Origin of the sequence: Variovorax sp. OK212 (assembly GCF_900112425.1) — a bacterium.
Taxonomy (GTDB): domain Bacteria; phylum Pseudomonadota; class Gammaproteobacteria; order Burkholderiales; family Burkholderiaceae_C; genus Variovorax.
The window spans coordinates 16,598-34,694 of the sequence record NZ_FOLP01000026.1 but is presented as its reverse complement, the minus strand read 5'-3'; the positions used below and the strand labels follow the sequence as shown (position 1 = coordinate 34,694).

Genomic DNA, 18,097 nt, shown 5'->3' with positions numbered 1-18,097 from the left:
CCATGTTCGACAACCTGGGGGGTAACACCCTCGTGACCATGACGGTGCTGGTCTTCGTGACCGTGCTGCTGATGATCGAAGGCCTGTATCTGGTGTGGCGCTCCTACAAGGGGCCTCAGGCGCGGAAGATCGAGAAGCGGCTGCAGGCGTTCTCCGCGGCCAGCGACCGGACGCAGCAGGCCCACCTGGCCAAGGAGCGCATGCTGAGCGACGTGCCGTGGCTGCAGCGCATGCTGCTGACGCTGCCGCGCGCGCACCGGCTGGACCGGGTGATCCTGCAGGCCGGGCTGGAGTGGACGGTCTCCAGCCTCCTGCTGGCGTGCGCGGTGCTCGGCGTGCTCGCGTTCGTCGTCATGGGATGGCTGCTGCGCCAGCCGCTGGTGCTGACGCTGGTGGCCACGGCCGTGGCGGCGCTGCTGCCGATGCTCTACCTTCAGCGCCAGCGCAGCCGGCGGCTCGCGCGCATGGAAAAGCAGTTGCCGGACGCGCTGGACCTGGTGACGCGCGCGCTGCGCGCGGGGCACTCCTTTGCAAGCGGCGTGCAGATGATCGGCGACGAGATGGCGGACCCGATCGCCAGCGAGTTCCGCATGGTGGCCGACGAGGTCAATTTCGGCGTGTCGCTGCAGCAGGCGCTGACCAATCTCAGCGAGCGCGTGCCGCTCACCGACCTGCGCTACTTCGTGGTGGCGGTGCTGATCCAGCGCGATTCGGGCGGCAACCTGACCGAGGTGCTGGGCAACCTGAGCCGGCTGATCCGCGAACGGCTCAAGCTGCTCGCGCGGGTGCGCGTGCTGTCGTCCGAGGGGCGGCTGTCGGCGTGGATCCTCGGGCTCATGCCGTTCGCGCTGGCGGGGCTCATGAATTTGTTCAACCCCGAGTTCATGTCGCCGCTGTGGGAAGACCCGGCCGGGCAGGTGGTCGTGAAGTACATGCTCATCCTGATGCTGGTGGGCGTGGTGATCCTGCGCAAGATCGTGAAGATTCGAGTCTGAAGGAGAAGAACCATGCTGTTTCCCATCCTCGTTTTCCTGGCCGTGGCGCTCACCATCGGCGGCCTGTCGGTGTGGCTGATGCCCACGCGCACCGAGCAGCGGCTGCAGGCCGTGTCGCAAACCGCGGGCCCCTCGCCCTGGACCGAGACCGCGGTGAAGATCGTCGGCCCCTTCGCGCAGCTGTCCTCGCCGACCAGCGATGCCCAGCTGTCGCCGCTGCGCGTACGTTTCCTGAACGCCGGCATCCGTCACCCCGATGCCTACCTCGTCTATTTCGGCTTGAAGACGCTGTTGCCGCTGGGCCTGGCCGCCGTGGCCTACCTCGGCCTGCGCGCCACGGGCTCGGAGGGCATGGTGATGCTGCTGTGGCTGGCCGTGGCCGCGCTGGTCGGCTGCTACCTGCCCAACCTGGTGCTGTTCATGCACATCCGCCGGCGCCGCAGGGAGATCTTCGAGAACTTTCCCGATGCCGCCGACCTGATGCTGGTCTGCGTGGAGGCCGGACTCGGGCTGGACGCGGGGCTGGCCAAGGTGACCGAGGAGATCCAGGTCAAGAGCGTGGCGCTGGCGCAGGAGCTGCACTGGACCAACCTCGAGATGCGCGCGGGCGGCACGCGGGAGAAGTCGCTGCGCAACCTGGCGGTGCGCACGGGCGTGGAGGAAATCGGTGTCTTCGCCACCATGCTGACCCAGGCGGACCGCTTCGGCACCAGCATCGGCGAGTCGCTGCGCGTGTTTTCCGAGGACCTGCGCCACAAGCGCCAGATTCGCGCCGAAGAGCTGGCCGCCAAGGTGCCCACCAAGATGCTGCTGCCGCTGGTGCTGTGCATCTTCCCGTGCATCTCGCTGGTGATCCTGGCGCCGGCGGCGATCCGCATCGTGCGGATGATCATGCCGATGCTCAGCGGGCAGCAGTGAGTGCCCCGATGGGGCAGGCGGCGCCTGTGGTCAGTGCGCCGCCGCGTCCAGGTGGTGCTTGACCGCGTGGATGTACAGCTCCAGCCGGTTCGCCACGCCCAGCTTCTGGTAGATCGACGTGAGGTGGTTGCGCAGCGTGTGCTCGGTGACGAAGATCTGCGCGGCCAGGGCCTTGTTGGAGGCCCCGCTGCCGCGCACCACGGTGCGGATGATGTCGCGCTCCTTCTGGGTCAGGCTCGCCTGCCGGGCCGCCTCGGGGTCGGCCTTCGGCTTCTTAACCGAGGTGAGCTCCGAGAAGACGCGGCCCATGGTCTGGGCGTCGACGCAGAGCTCGCCGCCGTGCACGCGTTCGATCGCGTCGATCACCTGCTCGGCCGAGGCGTCCTTGCGCAGCACGCCGCGCGCGCCGCGCAGCACCGCGAGGTCCAGGGTGCGCTGCTCGCGCTCGCCGGTCAAGACGACGACGCGCGAGGCCTCGTTCGACAGCAGCGGCGGCAGGATGTCCAGCGCGCAATGGCCGCCCAGGTCGAGGTCCAGCACGATGATGTCGGGGGCCAGGCGCTGCGCCTGCGCCACGGCTTCGTCGCAGCAACCGGCGGTGCCGACCACCTTCATGCGGGGCTGCTCCCCGTCGATGAGCCTGGACAGGCCCCACAGCATGGTCTGGTGATCGTCCACGAGCAGGACGCCGATAGGGTGTGCGACTGGTTGCATGGCGGGCTCCTCGTTGTGTCGGCTTGAGCTTGTCTCGGGGTTGCGTGGTCTCGGGACCGGACTGTCTTCAGATGGGAATGTCGACCTGCACCGCGGTGCCCCCGCTGTCGCACTGGCTGACCTGGGCGCGCCCGCCGAGGGCCGCGGCGCGCTCGGTGATGGACCGCGGCTTGAATTTCGTGAAATGCGCCTCGCATGCTTCGTTCTCGATGCGCAGCAGCAGCCGGCCGTTGCTGCAGCCCAGGTGAACGCTGCCGTGGCGCGCCTGGGTGTGCTTGCAGATGTTGCTCAGGCCCTCGCCGGCCATCTGCAGGATTTCCGCGGTCATCCGGTCGTCGAGCTGGACGGTGCCGTCGACGTCGATCGTGATCTCGATGCCGTAGAGGCCCTTGATCCGCTCCGCCTGGCGATGCAGCTGGGGCAGCACGAGCCCGCGCGGGCTGTCCGTGCCGTGCCTGACCTCGCCGGCATAGCGGCGCAGGTCGGCAATCACGCCGTCGGCGACGCTCGCGAGCGCGTCGAGGTCGGCGCGCAGCGGGTGGTCGGCCGCGACCTTCTTGCGCAGCGCGCACAGGCCCATGCGCAAGCCGATGTACGGCTGCACGGCGGTGTCGTGCAGGTCCAGCGCGATCTTCAGGCGCTCGGCCGACGCCGCTTCGGAGGCCATCCGGTCGAGCACCTCGATGGTCTCGATGACCGGAAAAATCTGCTCCATGAGGTGGGTGAGAAACAGCGCATCCGACTTGTTGAACAGGCCGTCGCGCGACGACACGAAGACCCGGCCTTCACCCAGGCGCAGCGGCAGCGGCGCGCTGATGAAGCCGCGGGCCTCCAGCATCGCCGCCACGGCGGCGCTGCGCTGTGCGCCTTCCTCGTCCTCGGCGCGCCAGCCAGGAGTGCCCGATTCGAAAAGGTGGCTCGGTGCGCACAGCCGGTTCAGCGGCCAGGGCAGGCGGTTGAACAGCACGGTGCGATCGGGTGCCAGGGCCATCAGCGCCATCAGCGCGGTGAGTGGCGATTCGGCGATGCGGCCGATCGTCTCCACGCTCACGTGCTCGCACGCGTCGTCCTTGCGCAGCGTGCGCAGGATCCAGTTGCCGGTGGCGGTGTCGTGCGTCAGGAGGATGCAATGGCTGGCCCGGAAGAAGGCCAGCGTCTTGTCCATCGTGCGAGCGATGGTGCGGCCGGCGCCGAAGCGCGGGTTCGACAACTGGCTGACGTCGCCCAGCAGGCCCAGGCGCCGCTGCAGGTTGAGCTTGGAGCCGCCCCAGTGCACGATCATGTGGCCAAGCGCGAGAAGGAACGTGGTGCGCATCAGCAACTGCGGCGCGTCGCCGCCGGTGCTCGTGCCCAGGCCGCAGGCGGCGAACGATGCGACCGAGGCCACCGTCACGCGGGCGCCTTCCTCGAAGCCCCAGCGGAACGACGAGGTCAGGATCGCGAAGAAATAGAAGAGGAAGAAGAGGCTCTGCACGCCGTCGGTCACGAAGATGATCAGCGTGAACCACAGCACGTCGGTCCAGTGGATGGCCTTGCCCTGGAAGTACGGGCGGCCCATGCGCGTGCACACGTACACCAGCAGGCTGTGCAGGATGTAGCCGGAGAAGGCGAGCCAGACGGCGCTGTCGACCTGTTGCCGGTTGTCACCCGCGTCGACGGTGACAGCCAGCAGTGCCGAGACCGAGAGCACGAGCCGCATGCGCGCGACCATGAGGGCCTCCGCTGCCGTGCTGGCGTCGATGCTGGAGGCGGTGGCACGGGCTTGCATGGAAGGGCATCCTTTGCGCGAGTCCGTTCACGTGCCGCCTGGAATGCGGGCAGAAGTGACACAACTCGCCGGTGACAGTTTGGAATCCATTTTTCTCGGCGGAAATCACTGTATGTGAAGGTTTCACATTACTACTTTGGTAGTCCAAAACAATGAGGGGTTTGCGCATTGCATCGACTTGCTGCATTTGTTTCTTCTGGTTGCAAACAAGCCGCGGCGCTGGCTTTTTCACTGGCTGTCGAGGAAGCCCGCGGCGCCAGTCTTCGAAAGGCGCATGCCCTTCGGGTAACCGGCCGGTGCGTTTTTTGAGAAGCAGCATGGTCCGTTTCGGCAGCGCATCAGACCGGCGCGAACTGCAAGACGAGTTCCTGGAGCATCGCGTGGACGAACTGGGGCGCCCACGAAGGATCCACGGTGTGGTCCCCGTGAAAGCGCAGGCCGTTCCTGCGGCACTGCCAGGTGGCGTGGATCTGCCCCGTCTCGACGCTCCCGGCGAAGACCAGCGAGTTCAGCGGCCCGCCCTGGATGCCCCATCGGAAGCCGATGCAGGGCGGCGTATCGGTATCGAAGCCGTCGTGCCGGTCCACATAGCATTCGACGCGCTCCCCGAGCCGGGCGTTGAGGTAGTCCTCGAACTCGACGAAGACCGTGGCGGCCAACCCTTCCAGGCGATGCCGCAGCCTGTGCAGCCGGCGCGCGCGGTCTTCGGCGTGGTCTGGCTGCGCGGGCTTGATCTGCCTGGCCTCGAAGTACCCATCCAGCAGTTCGAAGTTGGATGCTTTCATGGCGTGCCTCCTGACGGTGACTGGCGGGTGCCGGCGTACGAAGCGATGCAGCCCTTTGCGGCTCAGCGCCGGCGAGCCACCACCGCGGTCCGTCCCAGTGGCGTGATGTGCAGCACCACCGCCCGCCTGAGCTTCTGCGAGGTCACGGAAGCGCGGCATGGCGAGGGCAGCGTGGCTTTCACCATGCCCGCCGCGTTCAGCACGGCGACGGAGTTGATCTCCGCGGGGTCGTCCGTGCACACGGGGAATACGGCGTCCGCTATCTTGCGCAGGTAGTCGAGCGGCATCACGGGCCACTGCTGGCTGGCGCTGTCCGCTTCGGCCTGGCAGGTGCGCAGTGCGGTGATTTCGGCGTACCCGGCTTCCGTGATGGAGAACACCAATGCGCTCTCGTAGCGCTGGTAGCCCAGGTTGTCCACGTGGAACTCGGCGTCCACGAGTCCGGTGGCCAGGAGCACCGACGCGTGCCTGATGTCGCGCTCGGTGGTGAGAGGGACCGGGAACCTCTCGTGCAGCAGTCGAAGAAGGAGAGTGATCGGCATGCAAGTGCTCCTGTCTGCACGTTCGGAGCACGCCGGGCCATGGCATTCAAAAAGACAAGAAAGGCACTCAAGGCCGCGGATGCACCAAATGTGAAAATTTCACTTTAGTTATTTGGTTGTACATCAACGCGGTGGTCTTGTCGATGACTGCGGCGCGCGAACGGTGAGCAAGCGGGCGCACGGCGGGTGGCGCACGGGCGAGGCCGAGCGACCGTGCGGGGCCGGAATCGGAAAACGCCGCCCCGCGGGCGCGCCGCGCGCTCAGGGCGTGAACGTGACGCGCTGCGCGATCAGCACGCCGTCGATCACCTGGTCGCCCACGATCGTCACGCGCTGGCCGTTGCCCAGGTTGGCGACCGTGCCGTTCTCGAAGACGACGCCGCCGCCGCTGGCGTCCACCGGCTGGCCGCGCACGCGGAAGCTGGCGGGCGACTGGTACGCACCGATGGCGCCGATCACCGTGAACGAAGCCGGGCCGCCGGTGCCCGGCACGTGGCGGATGCGCAGCTTCTTCACCATCAGCACGCCGCCGGACATGAAGCCGTCGACCTCGACCTTCACGCCGTTGCCGAGCGAACCCGCGGGCCCGCCGGTGATCTGCGCATTGCCCGCATCGACGGGCGTGCCAAGCACCTTGAACGCGCTGCGCGAGGCGAAGCTGGTGATGACGCCGGCCAGTTGCAGCGCGGTGCCGTCGCTCACCGGGATGGCGTACCAGCCCTGCACCTTGGTGGCCGCCAGCACACCGGCCATCGGCGGCACGGTACCGCGGGCGCGCACGATGACGCCGTTGGCCAGGGTCGATGCATCGATGCCGGAGAAGGCCGCCGCGTTGTAGTCGATCGTCAGTTGGCCGAGCATGAAGGTCTTGTGCGTTGCGTCCAGGTTCTGCACGGTGCCGGTGACCAGCGGATCCGTCAGGCTCGGCGTGACCTGAACGCGGGTGGCGCGCAGGGTGCCGGGCGCGCCGGGCAGGCCCCAGACCTGGACGACGTGTCCGGCCGTGACATCCGCAAGGCCGTTGGCATCGCCCCAGACGGTGGCCGAATCGATGCTCACGCTGGTGCCCATCACGGTGAACGTGCCTGCCGCCGTGTCGATGCCCGAGGCCGCGCCGCGCAATTCGGCCGCCGACATGACCTGGCTGGCGACACCGCTCGTGAAGTTGGCGTCGACCTTGCCCGCGATGCGCGCACTCATGCCGATCTGCAGTTCGGGGGCATCTTCGATGGTGAAGGTGGCGGTGTCGGTGTCGTAGCGCAGCCCGTTCAGGATGACGCTGCCCAGGCCGTCGACCGAGCCGATGCCGGCGGCGTCCGCCGTGACGCCGGTCCCGCCCGAGCCCACGCCGGACCCGTCGGTGCCGCCGTTGCCGGCGGTGCTGGAATCGCCGCCCGCGCCGGTACCCGTGCCCGTTCCAGCGGCGCCCGTTCCTGTCCCGTTGCCTGTCGGCGAATCTCCCCCGGCGGTTGCCGGCGTGGTCCCGCCCGTCCCTGTGCCTATGCCCAGTCCGGTGATGGCGCTCCCACTGCCGCCGCCGCCTCCACCACCGCAGGACAACAGCAGCGCGATGGCGCCGGCGGACAGCAGGCCGAGCATGAGCCGGCGGAGTCGCGTCATCTGGCTCATTTTCGGGGCTCGCTTTCTGGAGGACGCATCGGCGGCGGCGTGCCTTCGTCCTCGTAGTAGGTGTAGATGCCGACCCGGATGCGACCGTTGGCGTCGGCCGGGGCTCGCCCGACCGCCTGCGCCATTTCCTGCGCCAGCTCATGGTGCAGCGCCAGCCAGCGCTCGCGCACCAGCTGGTGGACCTGCTCGCAGTCCTGCAGCGCGAGGCCGCGCGCATAGACCGCGCGCTCGAGCATGCGGGGCTGCTCACCCAAGGTGTTGGCAACGGCCGCGAGCAGGTGGTCGCGGCCGTTGTCGCCCAGGAACGCGAGCATCGACTGCAGGTCTTCCACCGGCACGAAGCCGTCGGTCGTGAGTTCCGCCACCCCGTCGGCCTCGGTCACCATGTTCAGGCGGATCAGCTCGTCGAGGATGGTGCGGTGATGGACATTGCCGCGGCTGCTCATGCGCGCCACGTTCTCGAACGACGGCGCGGTATGGCCTGCCGTGACGGGCAGGCGCCGGAAGGAGGCGTCCTGGGTCAGCATCTGCAACCACAACGTGAAAGTCTTGGCGGCCGCCGACAACTCGGTGTGGGGCAGGGGGTCGGCGGTGGCCCGGACCTTGGCGGTCACGGCCTTGCGATTGAGCCCGGTCGTCACCGACAACTGGCTCAGATTGGGACTGGGTACGCCCTGGGCACGCCATGAGCGTTGCGCTTCCTCGAGCAGCAGGTCGCGCAGCAACTCTTCCAGGTGGGGGTGTTTGACCCCCATGGCGAGGGCCAGCCTGACCACAGGCCGAAGAATGCGTGCACAGGCGGCAAGAGCCCAATCCAGCCGTTGTTCCATGAAGGCGAGTGTCTATTCCTGAAGCTACGTTGCAAAAAGGTTGGCGGCGGTTGCCGCGGATCACAGCCTGAGAACCATTGTCATCTGCAATGCGGCGCGCATGCGGCTCGCATGAAAGCTTTGGACTACTGTTTACCCTGTAACGGGCGAAGGGTCCATCGGCTGTACGCCCGATCGGCAGGCCAGATGTCGGACATCGCGGCTCGTGCCCGCGGCGAGCGGGGCGCTTGCCGCGGGCGCCGGATGTCCTACGCCTCGCAGTTCAATGCAAGCCCCGGCGTCGGCCAGTCGTCGATGGCGATCAGCCGGCCGCTGCCCGAGAGCGTGACGTAGGCCGTGCGCCGGTCGCGTCCGCCGAAGCAGATGTTGGTGGTGTAGCGGTCGGGCAAGGGCACGTGCTCGACCGTGCCACCGTTGGGCGCGACGATGCTGATGCCGCCGTGCAGCAGCGTTGCCACGCAGAGGTTGCCGAGCGCGTCGACGGCCATCGAATCGAAGCGCTGGTAGTGGCCGCCGGGCGAGGCGCAGAGCATGCGGCCGCCGTGCGGCGACGGCCAGCCGTCCTTGCGCACGCGGCCCGGCGCGGTGATGTCGAAGGCCCAGACGCGGGCGCCCTCGGTCTCGGCGTAGTAGAGCGTGTTGCCGTCCGGCGAGAGGGCGATGCCGTTGGGCGTCATCACGGGCCGCGCGATGGCGCTTGCGGCGGCACCACCGGCGTGGCCGTAGAAGAGGCCGCCGCGGTCCATGTCGCGCTCGCGCACCTTGCCCAGGTCGGTGAAGTAGAAGCCGCCGTGCGCGTCGAACACGATGTCGTTGGGGCCGCACAGCGCATGGCCTTCCACCGTGTCGTACAGGCGTTCGGCGCGGCCGGTGGCAAGGTTCACGCGCTCGATGCGGCCGCCCGAATAGTCGTCGGCCTGGCCCACCGGGCGCACGCAGCCGTCGGCCTCGGTGTGCCACTTGAAGCCGCCGTTGTTGCACACGTAGACCGCGCCGTCGGGCCCGATGGCCGCGCCGTTCGGTCCGCCGCCGAGGTCGGCCACCACCTGCACCAGCCCGTCGGCGCGCACGCGCGTGAGCGTGCCGCGTGCGATCTCCACGAGCAGCACGGAGCCGTCGTTCATGGCGATCGGGCCTTCGGGAAACTGCAGACCCGTGGCGAGTTCTCGGATGCGCATCGGAGCTCCTTCAATGAGCGCAGGCGGGGAAGCGCCTGGAGGGGAGGCGCCAGTTTGCACCGGGCGTGCCGGCGTGGGGCGCATCGCGCGCCTTTTCTGCTTCAAGTCCTACGCCTGCGCCACGGCGAGCCGCCGTCAGATGGTCGAACCATGCAAGACAGCTTTCTCGACCGGGCGCTTCTCCTCCTCCAGCAGCATGCCTACGCCCGGGTGCTGTGCGAATTCCATCGAATGGAAGACACGCGGTGCCGGGTGATCGATGTCGGCACGCACCGCAGCGCCGACGCGCGCGAACGGCTCGCGCGATGCGAGCGGCAGTTGCTGGCTTGCCGTGATGCACTGGAAGACCCCGAGAGGGCTGCGGCGGTTCGCATCGCGCGGGCGCTGTACCTGCGGTTCCTGCTGAGCAGCGCGACTGCGAGGCTGCAGCCCTGGTGCGACGGGGAAGACCTGGCGCACATGCCGCGCTCGCACATGTTCGAGTGGATCGCGCATGACTTCGAGCGTGTCGAGCTTGCGGCGCTCGAAGATGCGATGACGCCGGCCGAGGCGGCGCTGTATGCGCGGTCGCTCGAAGGCGTCGACGACTGACGAGAGAGGGAAAGAGAAGAGGGCGCCGGCCTACCAGCGCTTCCACCAAGGGCGGGGAGCCTCGCGCAACGCGAGGTGGCGGGTGTCGAGCTCATGCACGGGCGCGGGCCGCGCACCGGTGATGCGCCGCACCTCTACCTCGAGCGCATGCGCGATGCCGCGGGCGTTCTCGTCGCCGCGCAATGCGCGCCGGCGCCATTCGGCGGCCAGGGCCGAGAGGCCGTTCGGGTCCAGGTTTTGTGTCTCCACCATGGGCGTCGAGTTTTCCACGTGGGCAAGCGCTTTCTTGTAGGCGCAAGGGTCATGCGTGTGTGCGAAGAAATTACACGACGCTACATCTCGCGCTGTTTTGAGCCGACCGGCGCGGGCACAGGTCAGCTCCTCGGGGGCGCACGGAAACACGTGCATGGATGGCCAACGGAGCCCTGGAATCGCGGTTGACCGCCGCGAGCCCCGCCGGCCGCAACGACCCTTCCCGGTTGCGACGTTTTTCACGATTGTCAAAACAAGTCACTGTTGTGGCTCGTTCGCCGCACGCCGGATGTAACGGACGCGGCGCCTTCGGCCGTGGGCAAAACGCGACGGCAGGGTTTCTGCTGATTCGCCTAGAATTGAGAACCATTCTTATTAAGTGAAAGCGCAGCGCCCGCCGCTGCGTGGAGAACCCATGCCGGCCGCCGATGTCGTGTTGCAGCACCAGGTGCAATCGCTTTACAGCACTCACCACGGGTGGCTGCACGGCTGGCTGCGCAAGAAGCTCGGGTGCTCGCACAACGCGGCCGACCTGGCGCACGACACCTTCGTTCGCGTCCTGAGCAAGCCGCAGCCGGTGACCGCGGCCGAGCCGCGTGCGTACCTTGCGACCATCGCGCATGGGCTGGTGGTCGACTTCCACCGGCGCAGGGCGCTCGAACGTGCCTACCTCGACACGCTCGCCGCGCTGCCCGAACCGCTCACGCCCTCGCCCGAGGAGCGCGCGCTGGTGCTGGAGGCGCTGGGCGCCATCGACGCGATGCTCGACGGCATGAAGCCGCCGGTGCGCCAGGCCTTCCTCCTGTCGCAACTCGACGGGCTGACGTACAAGGAAATCGCCGCGCAGTTGAAGGTGTCGGTGCGCACGGTCAACAACTACATGCTCAAGGCGCTCGAGCATTGCTACCTGATCGCGCCGTGAAGTCCGCCCTCCCCATCGCGCTGAAAGCGCCGGAAGAGGCCGAGGTGCGCCGCCACGCGATCGCCTGGTATGCGCGCCTGTGCTCCGGCGAGGCGACCGACATCGACCGCGACGACTGGAACCGCTGGCACCGCGCCCACCCCGCGCACCAGCGCGCCTGGCAGCGGCTCGCCGCGATGCAGGCGACCTTGCAGCGCGTGCCGGGCCACATCGCCGCGCCCACGCTGCGTGCCGCGCAGCCCGAGCGGCGCCGCATGCTGCGCGGCATCGCGATGCTGGCCTCGGGCGGTTCGCTGGCCTGCCTGTCGTGGCAGGTGGCGGGCAACGACGGCGGCTGGCGCACGTGGCTGGCCGACTACCGCACCGGCACCGGCGAGCAACGCGCGGTCACGCTGGCCGACGGCTCGCGGCTGATGCTGAACACGCGCACTTCGGCGGACGTGTCGATGGACGCTTCGCGCCGGCTGGTCACGCTGCGCGAGGGCGAGATCCTCGTCGAGACCGCCAAGCCGCGCGCCGGCATCGCCCATGGCGTGAAGGACGCGCGCCCCTTCATGGTCGAGACGGCGCAGGGCCGCATCCTCGCGCTGGGCACGCGCTTCACCGTGCGCACGCTGGGCGAGCGCACGGCCGTGACGGTGCTGGAAGACGCGGTCGAGATCCGCGCCGCGCAACGCCCCGGCCAGGTCGTGACGCTGCGCGCGGGCCAGCAGGTGTTCTTCGGCGGCGACGGCGTCGGCGAGCCGCGCGAGGCCGACGCCGGCGCGGCCGACTGGGCGCAGGGCAGCCTGGTGGTCAACGACCGGCGGCTCGCGGACGTGCTGGCCGAGCTGTCGCGCTACCGGCGCGGCCACCTCGGCTGCGACCCGGCGGTGGCGGACATCCGGGTGTCGGGCGCGTTCCCGCTGGACGACACCGACAAGGCGCTGGCCGTGCTCACGCGGGCGTTCCCGGTGCGCCGCGTGGGCATGACGCGCTACTGGGTGTCGCTGGTGCCGGCCTGAGCGCGGCGCCGTTTGCTACCTGCCGCCTTCCATTCGTTGTTCCCATCGCGTTTCTTCGCGCCCGGCCATTTTTTTCATTCTTTCTTTCACCGCTTCCTTCATCTTTTCCGGTTTCGTTCGGCCTACCCCATAGAGCCATGGCAAACGCCGTGGCCAGCCATCCATGCCGAAGGAACCTCGAATGCACGTGCCGCCGTCCCCCGCTTCCCTCACCCCTGTTCGCAAGGCGCTGTGCCTGCTGGCGGCCATGCTCGCGATGCCGCTCGCGGCGACGGCCGCTGAGCCTGCCGCAGTGGCTTCAGCAGCCTCCGCGCAGACCACGGCCCCGCGCGCCTACCGCATCGACGCCGGCCCGCTGGCCGCGGTGCTCGGGCGCTTCGCCGCGGCCGCGGGCGTGGCGCTGTCGTTCGACCCCGCGAGCACGAAGGACCTGAAGTCGACCGGCCTGCAAGGCAGCTACACGGTGCGCGCCGGCTTCGCCGCGCTGCTGTCGGGCACGGGGCTGGAGGCGGTGGAGGGCGGCGCGGGCGAGTTCACGCTGCGCAAGGCGGGCCCGGGCCCAGTTGCGGCCGCGGCCGCCGCCGACATGGACGATGCCGACGGCACGCTGCCCGCGGTGCGCGTGGTGGCCCGCGCGGCCCCGGCGCCCGCCGATGCCGACGACCGCTACCAGCCCACGCCCGACGCCTCGACGCTGCGCACCACGGCGCCGGTGCTGGAGATCCCGCAGGTGGTGAACGTGGTGCCGGCGCAGGTCATTCGCGACCAGCGCCCGCGCAACATCGACGACGCGCTCGCCAACGTCAGCGGCATCAACCAGGGCAACACCCTGGCCAGCACGCAGGACACCATCATGAAGCGCGGCTTCGGCGGCAACCGCGACGGCTCGATCATGCACAACGGCATGCCGCTGGTGCAGGGCCGCGGCATGAACGCGGCGGCCGAGAGCGTGGAAGTGCTCAAGGGCCCGTCGTCGCTGCTCTACGGACTGATGGACCCGGGCGGCGTGATCAACGTGGTCAGCAAGAAGCCGCAGCTGCGCCAGCGCACCTCGCTGTCGCTGCTGGGCTCGGGCTATGCGGGCGGACGCGACGGCGGCGGCGCCACGCTCGACACCACCGGTCCGATCGGCGAGAACGGCCTGGCCTACCGGCTGATCGTCGACCACGTGAACGAGGACTACTGGCGCAACTTCGGCACGCACCGCGAGACGCTGGTGGCGCCGTCGCTCGCCTGGTACGGCGACGACACGCAGGCCGTGCTCTGGTACGAGTACCGCAAATACACCACGCCCTTCGACCGTGGCACCGCGCTCGACCCGCGCACCCAGCGCCCGCTCGCGCTGCCCAAGACGCAGCGCCTGGACGAACCCTTCAACGAGATGCGCGGCGAGACCCACCTGGGCCAGCTGTCGGTCGACCACCAGTTCGGCGGCGGCTGGGCCGGCCACGTGAACCTCAGCTACAACCGCGAGACCTACGACGCCAACCAGCTGCGCGTGAACGGCATCAACACCACGCGCGGCACCCTCACGCGCAGCAACGACGCCACGCACGGCGCGCTGAGCACCGACAGCTACGCCACCGCCTACATGGACGGCACGCTCGAGCTGGGCGGCATGCGTCACGACCTGCAGTTCGGCTGGGACGCCGAGTACCGCAAGATCTACCGCGCCGACCTGCTGCGCCAGGCCACCACGCGCACCTTCAGCTACCTGCTGCCGGTGTACGGCCTCGAGGCGCCGTCGGGCACCGTGTCGGCCAGCGACAGCGACCAGACCGACCGGCTGCACAACCAGTCGCTGTTCTTCCAGGACTCCATTCACCTGAGCGACCGTTGGATCGCGGTGGCCGCATTGCGCTACCAGGCCTGGACGCAGCTGGCGGGACGCGGGCGCCCGTTCAAGGTCAACACCGACACCGACGGTTCCAAGGTGCTGCCGCGCGTGGGGCTGATCTACAAGCTGAGCGACACCGTGTCGTTCTACGGCAGCTACACCCAGTCGCTGAAGCCCGCCTCGACCATTGCGCCGCTGTCCAGCGGCTACGTGCTCGATGCGTCGGTGAAGCCCGAGGAGGCCAAGTCGTGGGAAGTCGGCGCCAAGCTCGACATGCCCGGCGGGCTGACCGGCACCGTGGCGCTGTTCGACATCCACAAGAAGAACGTGCTGGTCTCGCAGTTCAACGACACGACCAAGCTCACCGACTGGCGCACCTCGGGCGCGGCGCGTTCGCGCGGCCTCGAGGTGGACGTGGCGGGCCAGCTGAGCAAGAACTGGAGCGCCATTGCGAGCTACGCCTACATCGACGCCAAGACCACCGAGGACCCGCTGTACGCGGGCAACCGGCTGTGGAACGTGGCGCGCCAGACGGCGTCGCTTTCGGCCGTGTACGACTTCGGCCAGGTGTTCGGTGGGGAGGGCCGGCTGCGCCTGGGCGCGGGCGCGCACCACGTGGGCAAGCGCGCGGGCGATTCGGCCAACAGCTTCGTGCTGCCGGGCTACACCACGGTCGATGCCTTCGCCACCTACGACACGCGCCTGTACGGCAAGAAGGTGAAGTTCCAGCTGAACGTGAAGAACCTGTTCGACAAGACCTACTACCCGTCTGCCGTGAACAGCTACTTCATCTCGGTGGGCGACGCGCGGCAGGTTTCCGTCCTCACCACCTTCGAGTTCTAGGATGAGCAAGTTCCTCGAATCCAGGCAACTCACGCGCCGCGCCGCCGTCCTGCTGGCCGCGGGTACTCTGGCCTTCGCCAGCCAGGCCGCCGAGCTGCCGGGGCAGGGCCGCAAGGTCGTGCTGCTGGTGCAGCGCGACGGCCCCAGCCTGCCGGTCGACGAGAAGGTCAAGGCGCACCTGGAGTCGCGCGGCTTCGCGGTGACGCTGCAGGACCAGTCGGCCACACCTGCCGTCGCGGCCGGTGCTGCCGGCGCTGCCGGCGCTGCCGGCGCGGACCTGGTCGTCATCTCTTCCACCGTCGCCGCCAAGGACGTGAGCGCCGCGTGGCGCCAGCTGCCGGTGCCGCTGCTGACCTGGGAGAACGACCTGTTCGACGACCTCGCCATGACCGGCAAGCGCCACGACAGCGATTTCGGCGAGGCCGCCAAGGAGCGCTACGTGTGGCTCGTCAATGCGCCGCACCCCATGGCCGCGGGCCTGCCGGCCGGTGTGGCCAACGTCTACGTGAAGCAGGCAGGCATGAGCTGGGGCAAGCCCGGGCTGGGCGCGACGACCATCGCCACGCTGTACGGCCAGCCCGAGAAGGCGGCGATCTTCGGCTACGAGAAGGGCGCCACCATGGACTACGAGTCGCTCGCGCCCGCGCGCCGCGTGATGTTCTTCCTCGGCAACGAGGGCTTCACCAACCTTTCGCCGGCGGGCCGGCTGCTGTTCGATGCAGCGGTCGACTGGGCCGCCGGCATCCGCTGAAAACAATCGATCGATGAAATTTCCCTCGCTGCGTCAGTTCTGGTTCCAGCTGCACTGGTTTTTCGGCATCACGGCCGGCACGGTGCTGATCGTCATCGGCCTGAGCGGTGCGGTGCTGTCGTTTCGCGAGGAGATCATCGATGCGATCAACCCGCACGGGCGCCATGTGCCTGTGCAGGCATCGGAAGGCACGCGGGTCCTGAGCCCGCCGCAGTTGCTCGCGGCCGTGCGGCAAGCCTGGCCCGAGCGCCAGGTCGGCACGCTCGCGCTGTTCGCCGAGCCCGGCGCGGCCGCGCGCGTGATCTTCGCGCCGCCCAAGGGCCAGCGGCGCGGCGAGGCCGTGTACCTCGACCCGTACACCGGCGCGGCCCTGCCGCCGCTGGAGGGCGCGGAGTTCTTCGAATGGGTGGAGTCGCTGCACCGCTGGCTGCTGCTGCCGCGCGAACCCGGGCGCGTGGCGGCCGGCGTGCTGGCCATCGGGCTGCTCTTCCTGTCGCTGTCGGGCCTGTACCTGCGGTGGCCGCGCCGCGCGCTCGACTGGCGCGCGTGGCTCACCTTCGACCCGGCACTCAAGGGGCGCTCGTTCCTGTGGGGCCTGCACTCGGTGGCGGGCACCGTGGCGCTGGTGATGTACGTGGTGTTCACCACCACCGGGGTCTACTGGTCCTTCGATGCGTTGCGCGACCGCGTGGACGCGATGGCGGGGTATCCGCGCGTGCCCGCGCAGCAAGCGCAACAAGGGCCGCAAGCACGCCCGGCGCCGCGCGAGCGCAACATGGCGCGCGACGATGCCGCCGCGGTCGACGTCGCGCCCGCCTGGGCCGCCTTCGAGCGGCGGGCACAGGAGACCGGCGGCTGGAGCGAAGTGATCCTGCGCGTGCCCACGGGCGCCGCGCCGTCGGTGCTGTTCACCTGGCTCGACACCGTGCCCGCGCACGAACGCGCGCGCAACCGCATGACAGTGCGCCTGCCCGGCGGCGAAGTCGCGCAGGACGAGCGCCACGCGGCCAAGTCGGCCGGCGGGCTGTTCCTGGGCGCGATCTATCCGCTGCACATGGGCACCTACTTCGGGCTGCCGGGGCGCATCGTGATGACGCTGGCCGCGCTGATGCTGCCGGTGTTCGCCGTCACGGGCTGGATGCTGTACCTGGACCGCCGCCGCAAGAAGCGGGCGGTGCGCGCCGCACGCGCGGCGCTCGAAGGCAACGCGCGGCCGGCGGACCCCGCTGCGCCCTTGCCGGAACGCGTGCTGGTCGCTTTCGCCAGCCAGTCGGGCACGGCCGAGGGCATTGCGATGCGCAGCGCCGCCGCGCTCGAATCGGCCGGCCTGCCCGTGACCGTCGCGTCGATGGCGCGGCTCGACCCCGAGCAGTTGCGCGAGCACCAGCGCCTGCTGATCGTTGCCAGCAGCTTCGGCGAAGGCGGCCCACCCGACGCCGCGCGGCGCTTCGCGCAGCGGCTGGCCCAGGTGGGCGGCGAGGCGCTGTCGCACCTGCGTTATGGAATGCTCGCGCTGGGCGACCGGCACTACGAACGCTTCTGCGGCTTCGGCCACACGCTGGACCATGCGCTGGTGGCGGCCGGCGCGCAGTCGCTGTTCCCGATGGTCGAGGTGGACGACGGCGATGCCGGTGCGCTGGCGCTGTGGCGCAAGCAGCTGGGTGGGCTGCGCGGCGCCGGCGCGAGTGCGGGTGCGGGTGCGGGTGCGGGTGCGGACGGTGTGGCGTTCGCGGAGCCTGCCGATGCGGACGCGTTCGATGTGTGGACGCTTTGCGCGCGCAAGCTGCTCAACCCGGGCAGCCTGGGCCACCCGCTGTACGAGATCGAACTCGCCGCGAAGCAGGGCCAGCTGCCGAGCTGGCACCCGGGTGCGCTGGTCGAGCTGCGGCCGGGCCCCGAGCTCGCGGCCCGGCGCTATTCGATTGCCTCGGTGCAGACCGAGGGACACCTGCGGCTGCTGGTGCGGCAGGCGCGCCATGCGTCGGGCGTGGCGGGCTTGGGTGGCCTGACGGGCTTGGGTGTTGTGTCGGGCTGGCTCACCGCGCATGCGCCGCTGGGGGCCGACGTGCAACTGCGGCTGCTTGCCAACCCGACCTTCGAACCCGTGGCGGACGCGCGGCCGTGCATCTTCATCGGCAACGGCTCGGGCTACGCGGGCCTGCGCGGCCACCTGCGCGCGCGCGTGGAGCGCGGGCATTACCGCAACTGGCTGCTCTTCGGCGAGCGGCAGCGCGCGCACGACGCCTTCTTCGCGCAAGAGGTCGCGCAGTGGCAGGCGCAAGGCCGCATCGAGCGCACGGACCTCGCGTTCTCGCGCGACCAGCCCGAACGCGTCTATGTGCAGGACCTGCTGCATCAAGCTTCCGACGACGTGCGCCGCTGGCTCGGCGAAGGCGCCGTGCTCTTCGTCTGCGGCAGCCTGAGCGGCATGGCGGGCGGCGTGGACGCCGCGCTCGAGCGCATGCTGGGGCGCGCCGCGCTCGACGACCTGATCGCCGAGGGCCGCTACCGCCGGGACGTGTACTAGGCGGTACTGGA

Annotated in this window: 16 protein-coding genes; 8 read left to right on the top strand and 8 right to left on the bottom strand. The window is 69.4% G+C overall.

Annotated elements, in window-relative coordinates:
• The first annotated feature begins 2 nt into the window (after nt 1–2).
• Both BM004_RS36060 and BM004_RS36055 read left to right on the top strand, forming a co-directional pair.
• Nucleotides 3–995, top strand: a complete 993-nt coding sequence (locus tag BM004_RS36060) for a type II secretion system F family protein (protein WP_093220964.1) — start codon at nt 3–5, stop codon at nt 993–995.
• A gap of 12 nt (nt 996–1,007) precedes the next feature.
• Nucleotides 1,008–1,913: a type II secretion system F family protein gene (locus tag BM004_RS36055; RefSeq protein ID WP_093220962.1), complete on the top strand. Its 906-nt coding sequence runs from the start codon at nt 1,008–1,010 to the stop codon at nt 1,911–1,913.
• A gap of 30 nt (nt 1,914–1,943) precedes the next feature.
• On the opposite strand, the gene BM004_RS36050 is transcribed toward BM004_RS36055, so the two are convergent.
• The 7 genes from BM004_RS36050 to BM004_RS36020 all read right to left on the bottom strand — a co-directional run bounded on the left by BM004_RS36050 (nt 1,944) and on the right by BM004_RS36020 (nt 9,359).
• Complete coding sequence (locus tag BM004_RS36050; protein ID WP_093220960.1) at nt 1,944–2,627, bottom strand: response regulator transcription factor; 684 nt, start codon at nt 2,625–2,627, stop codon at nt 1,944–1,946.
• 67 nt (nt 2,628–2,694) lie between these two features.
• Nucleotides 2,695–4,395, bottom strand: coding sequence for a sensor histidine kinase (locus tag BM004_RS36045; RefSeq protein WP_093220958.1), 1,701 nt, complete (start codon nt 4,393–4,395; stop codon nt 2,695–2,697).
• Nucleotides 4,396–4,733: 338 nt separating this feature from the next.
• Complete coding sequence (locus BM004_RS36040; RefSeq protein ID WP_093220955.1) at nt 4,734–5,180, bottom strand: hypothetical protein; 447 nt, start codon at nt 5,178–5,180, stop codon at nt 4,734–4,736.
• Between the two features lie 62 nt (nt 5,181–5,242).
• Complete coding sequence (locus BM004_RS36035) at nt 5,243–5,722, bottom strand: hypothetical protein (protein WP_093220952.1); 480 nt, start codon at nt 5,720–5,722, stop codon at nt 5,243–5,245.
• A 261-nt stretch (nt 5,723–5,983) separates the two neighbouring features.
• Nucleotides 5,984–7,342 (bottom strand): DUF5666 domain-containing protein, encoded by a 1,359-nt coding sequence (locus BM004_RS36030; protein WP_256220216.1) that lies wholly within the window; start codon nt 7,340–7,342, stop codon nt 5,984–5,986.
• 5 nt (nt 7,343–7,347) lie between these two features.
• Nucleotides 7,348–8,181 (bottom strand): DUF6502 family protein, encoded by an 834-nt coding sequence (locus BM004_RS36025; protein WP_093220947.1) that lies wholly within the window; start codon nt 8,179–8,181, stop codon nt 7,348–7,350.
• A 248-nt stretch (nt 8,182–8,429) separates the two neighbouring features.
• The gene (locus BM004_RS36020; RefSeq protein WP_093220945.1) at nt 8,430–9,359 is read right to left on the bottom strand and encodes an SMP-30/gluconolactonase/LRE family protein; all 930 of its coding nucleotides are present in this window, start codon (nt 9,357–9,359) and stop codon (nt 8,430–8,432) included.
• A gap of 150 nt (nt 9,360–9,509) precedes the next feature.
• Between BM004_RS36020 and BM004_RS36015 the strand changes: the two genes are divergently transcribed.
• A complete protein-coding gene (locus tag BM004_RS36015; RefSeq protein ID WP_143072622.1) occupies nt 9,510–9,950 on the top strand; it encodes a hypothetical protein in 441 nt (146 codons plus the stop codon).
• 30 nt (nt 9,951–9,980) lie between these two features.
• On the opposite strand, the gene BM004_RS36010 is transcribed toward BM004_RS36015, so the two are convergent.
• Nucleotides 9,981–10,202, bottom strand: coding sequence for a hypothetical protein (locus tag BM004_RS36010; RefSeq protein ID WP_093135298.1), 222 nt, complete (start codon nt 10,200–10,202; stop codon nt 9,981–9,983).
• 415 nt (nt 10,203–10,617) lie between these two features.
• Here BM004_RS36010 and BM004_RS36005 point away from each other — a divergent pair, with 415 nt between their 5' ends.
• From BM004_RS36005 to BM004_RS35985, 5 genes are all read left to right on the top strand, one after another.
• On the top strand, nt 10,618–11,124 hold the full coding sequence (locus BM004_RS36005) for a sigma-70 family RNA polymerase sigma factor (protein ID WP_093221061.1): 507 nt from the start codon (nt 10,618–10,620) through the stop codon (nt 11,122–11,124).
• Nucleotides 11,121–12,128 (top strand): FecR domain-containing protein, encoded by a 1,008-nt coding sequence (locus BM004_RS36000; protein ID WP_256220215.1) that lies wholly within the window; start codon nt 11,121–11,123, stop codon nt 12,126–12,128. The genes BM004_RS36005 and BM004_RS36000 overlap by 4 nt, the downstream gene beginning before the upstream one ends.
• 163 nt (nt 12,129–12,291) lie before the next feature.
• Complete coding sequence (locus BM004_RS35995; RefSeq protein WP_371271195.1) at nt 12,292–14,808, top strand: TonB-dependent siderophore receptor; 2,517 nt, start codon at nt 12,292–12,294, stop codon at nt 14,806–14,808.
• A 1-nt stretch (nt 14,809) separates the two neighbouring features.
• The gene (locus BM004_RS35990; RefSeq protein ID WP_256220214.1) at nt 14,810–15,559 is read left to right on the top strand and encodes a hypothetical protein; all 750 of its coding nucleotides are present in this window, start codon (nt 14,810–14,812) and stop codon (nt 15,557–15,559) included.
• Between the two features lie 13 nt (nt 15,560–15,572).
• A complete protein-coding gene (locus BM004_RS35985) occupies nt 15,573–18,086 on the top strand; it encodes a PepSY domain-containing protein (RefSeq protein WP_093220933.1) in 2,514 nt (837 codons plus the stop codon).
• Nucleotides 18,087–18,097: the final 11 nt, after the last annotated feature.

Bases quoted from the DNA above. Each gene is read 5' to 3' on its own strand.
- BM004_RS36040 (WP_093220955.1), bottom strand. From the start codon at position 5,180: ATGAAAGCATCCAACTTCGAACTGCTGGATGGGTACTTCGAGGCCAGG.
- BM004_RS36045 (WP_093220958.1), bottom strand. From the start codon at position 4,395: ATGCAAGCCCGTGCCACCGCCTCCAGCATCGACGCCAGCACGGCAGCG.
- BM004_RS36025 (WP_093220947.1), bottom strand. From the start codon at position 8,181: ATGGAACAACGGCTGGATTGGGCTCTTGCCGCCTGTGCACGCATTCTT.
- BM004_RS36005 (WP_093221061.1), top strand. From the start codon at position 10,618: ATGCCGGCCGCCGATGTCGTGTTGCAGCACCAGGTGCAATCGCTTTAC.
- BM004_RS36010 (WP_093135298.1), bottom strand. From the start codon at position 10,202: ATGGTGGAGACACAAAACCTGGACCCGAACGGCCTCTCGGCCCTGGCC.
- BM004_RS35990 (WP_256220214.1), top strand. From the start codon at position 14,810: ATGAGCAAGTTCCTCGAATCCAGGCAACTCACGCGCCGCGCCGCCGTC.
- BM004_RS35985 (WP_093220933.1), top strand. From the start codon at position 15,573: ATGAAATTTCCCTCGCTGCGTCAGTTCTGGTTCCAGCTGCACTGGTTT.
- BM004_RS36050 (WP_093220960.1), bottom strand. From the start codon at position 2,627: ATGCAACCAGTCGCACACCCTATCGGCGTCCTGCTCGTGGACGATCAC.
- BM004_RS36035 (WP_093220952.1), bottom strand. From the start codon at position 5,722: ATGCCGATCACTCTCCTTCTTCGACTGCTGCACGAGAGGTTCCCGGTC.
- BM004_RS36015 (WP_143072622.1), top strand. From the start codon at position 9,510: ATGCAAGACAGCTTTCTCGACCGGGCGCTTCTCCTCCTCCAGCAGCAT.
- BM004_RS36055 (WP_093220962.1), top strand. From the start codon at position 1,008: ATGCTGTTTCCCATCCTCGTTTTCCTGGCCGTGGCGCTCACCATCGGC.
- BM004_RS36060 (WP_093220964.1), top strand. From the start codon at position 3: ATGTTCGACAACCTGGGGGGTAACACCCTCGTGACCATGACGGTGCTG.
- BM004_RS36030 (WP_256220216.1), bottom strand. From the start codon at position 7,342: ATGACGCGACTCCGCCGGCTCATGCTCGGCCTGCTGTCCGCCGGCGCC.
- BM004_RS36020 (WP_093220945.1), bottom strand. From the start codon at position 9,359: ATGCGCATCCGAGAACTCGCCACGGGTCTGCAGTTTCCCGAAGGCCCG.
- BM004_RS35995 (WP_371271195.1), top strand. From the start codon at position 12,292: ATGCCGAAGGAACCTCGAATGCACGTGCCGCCGTCCCCCGCTTCCCTC.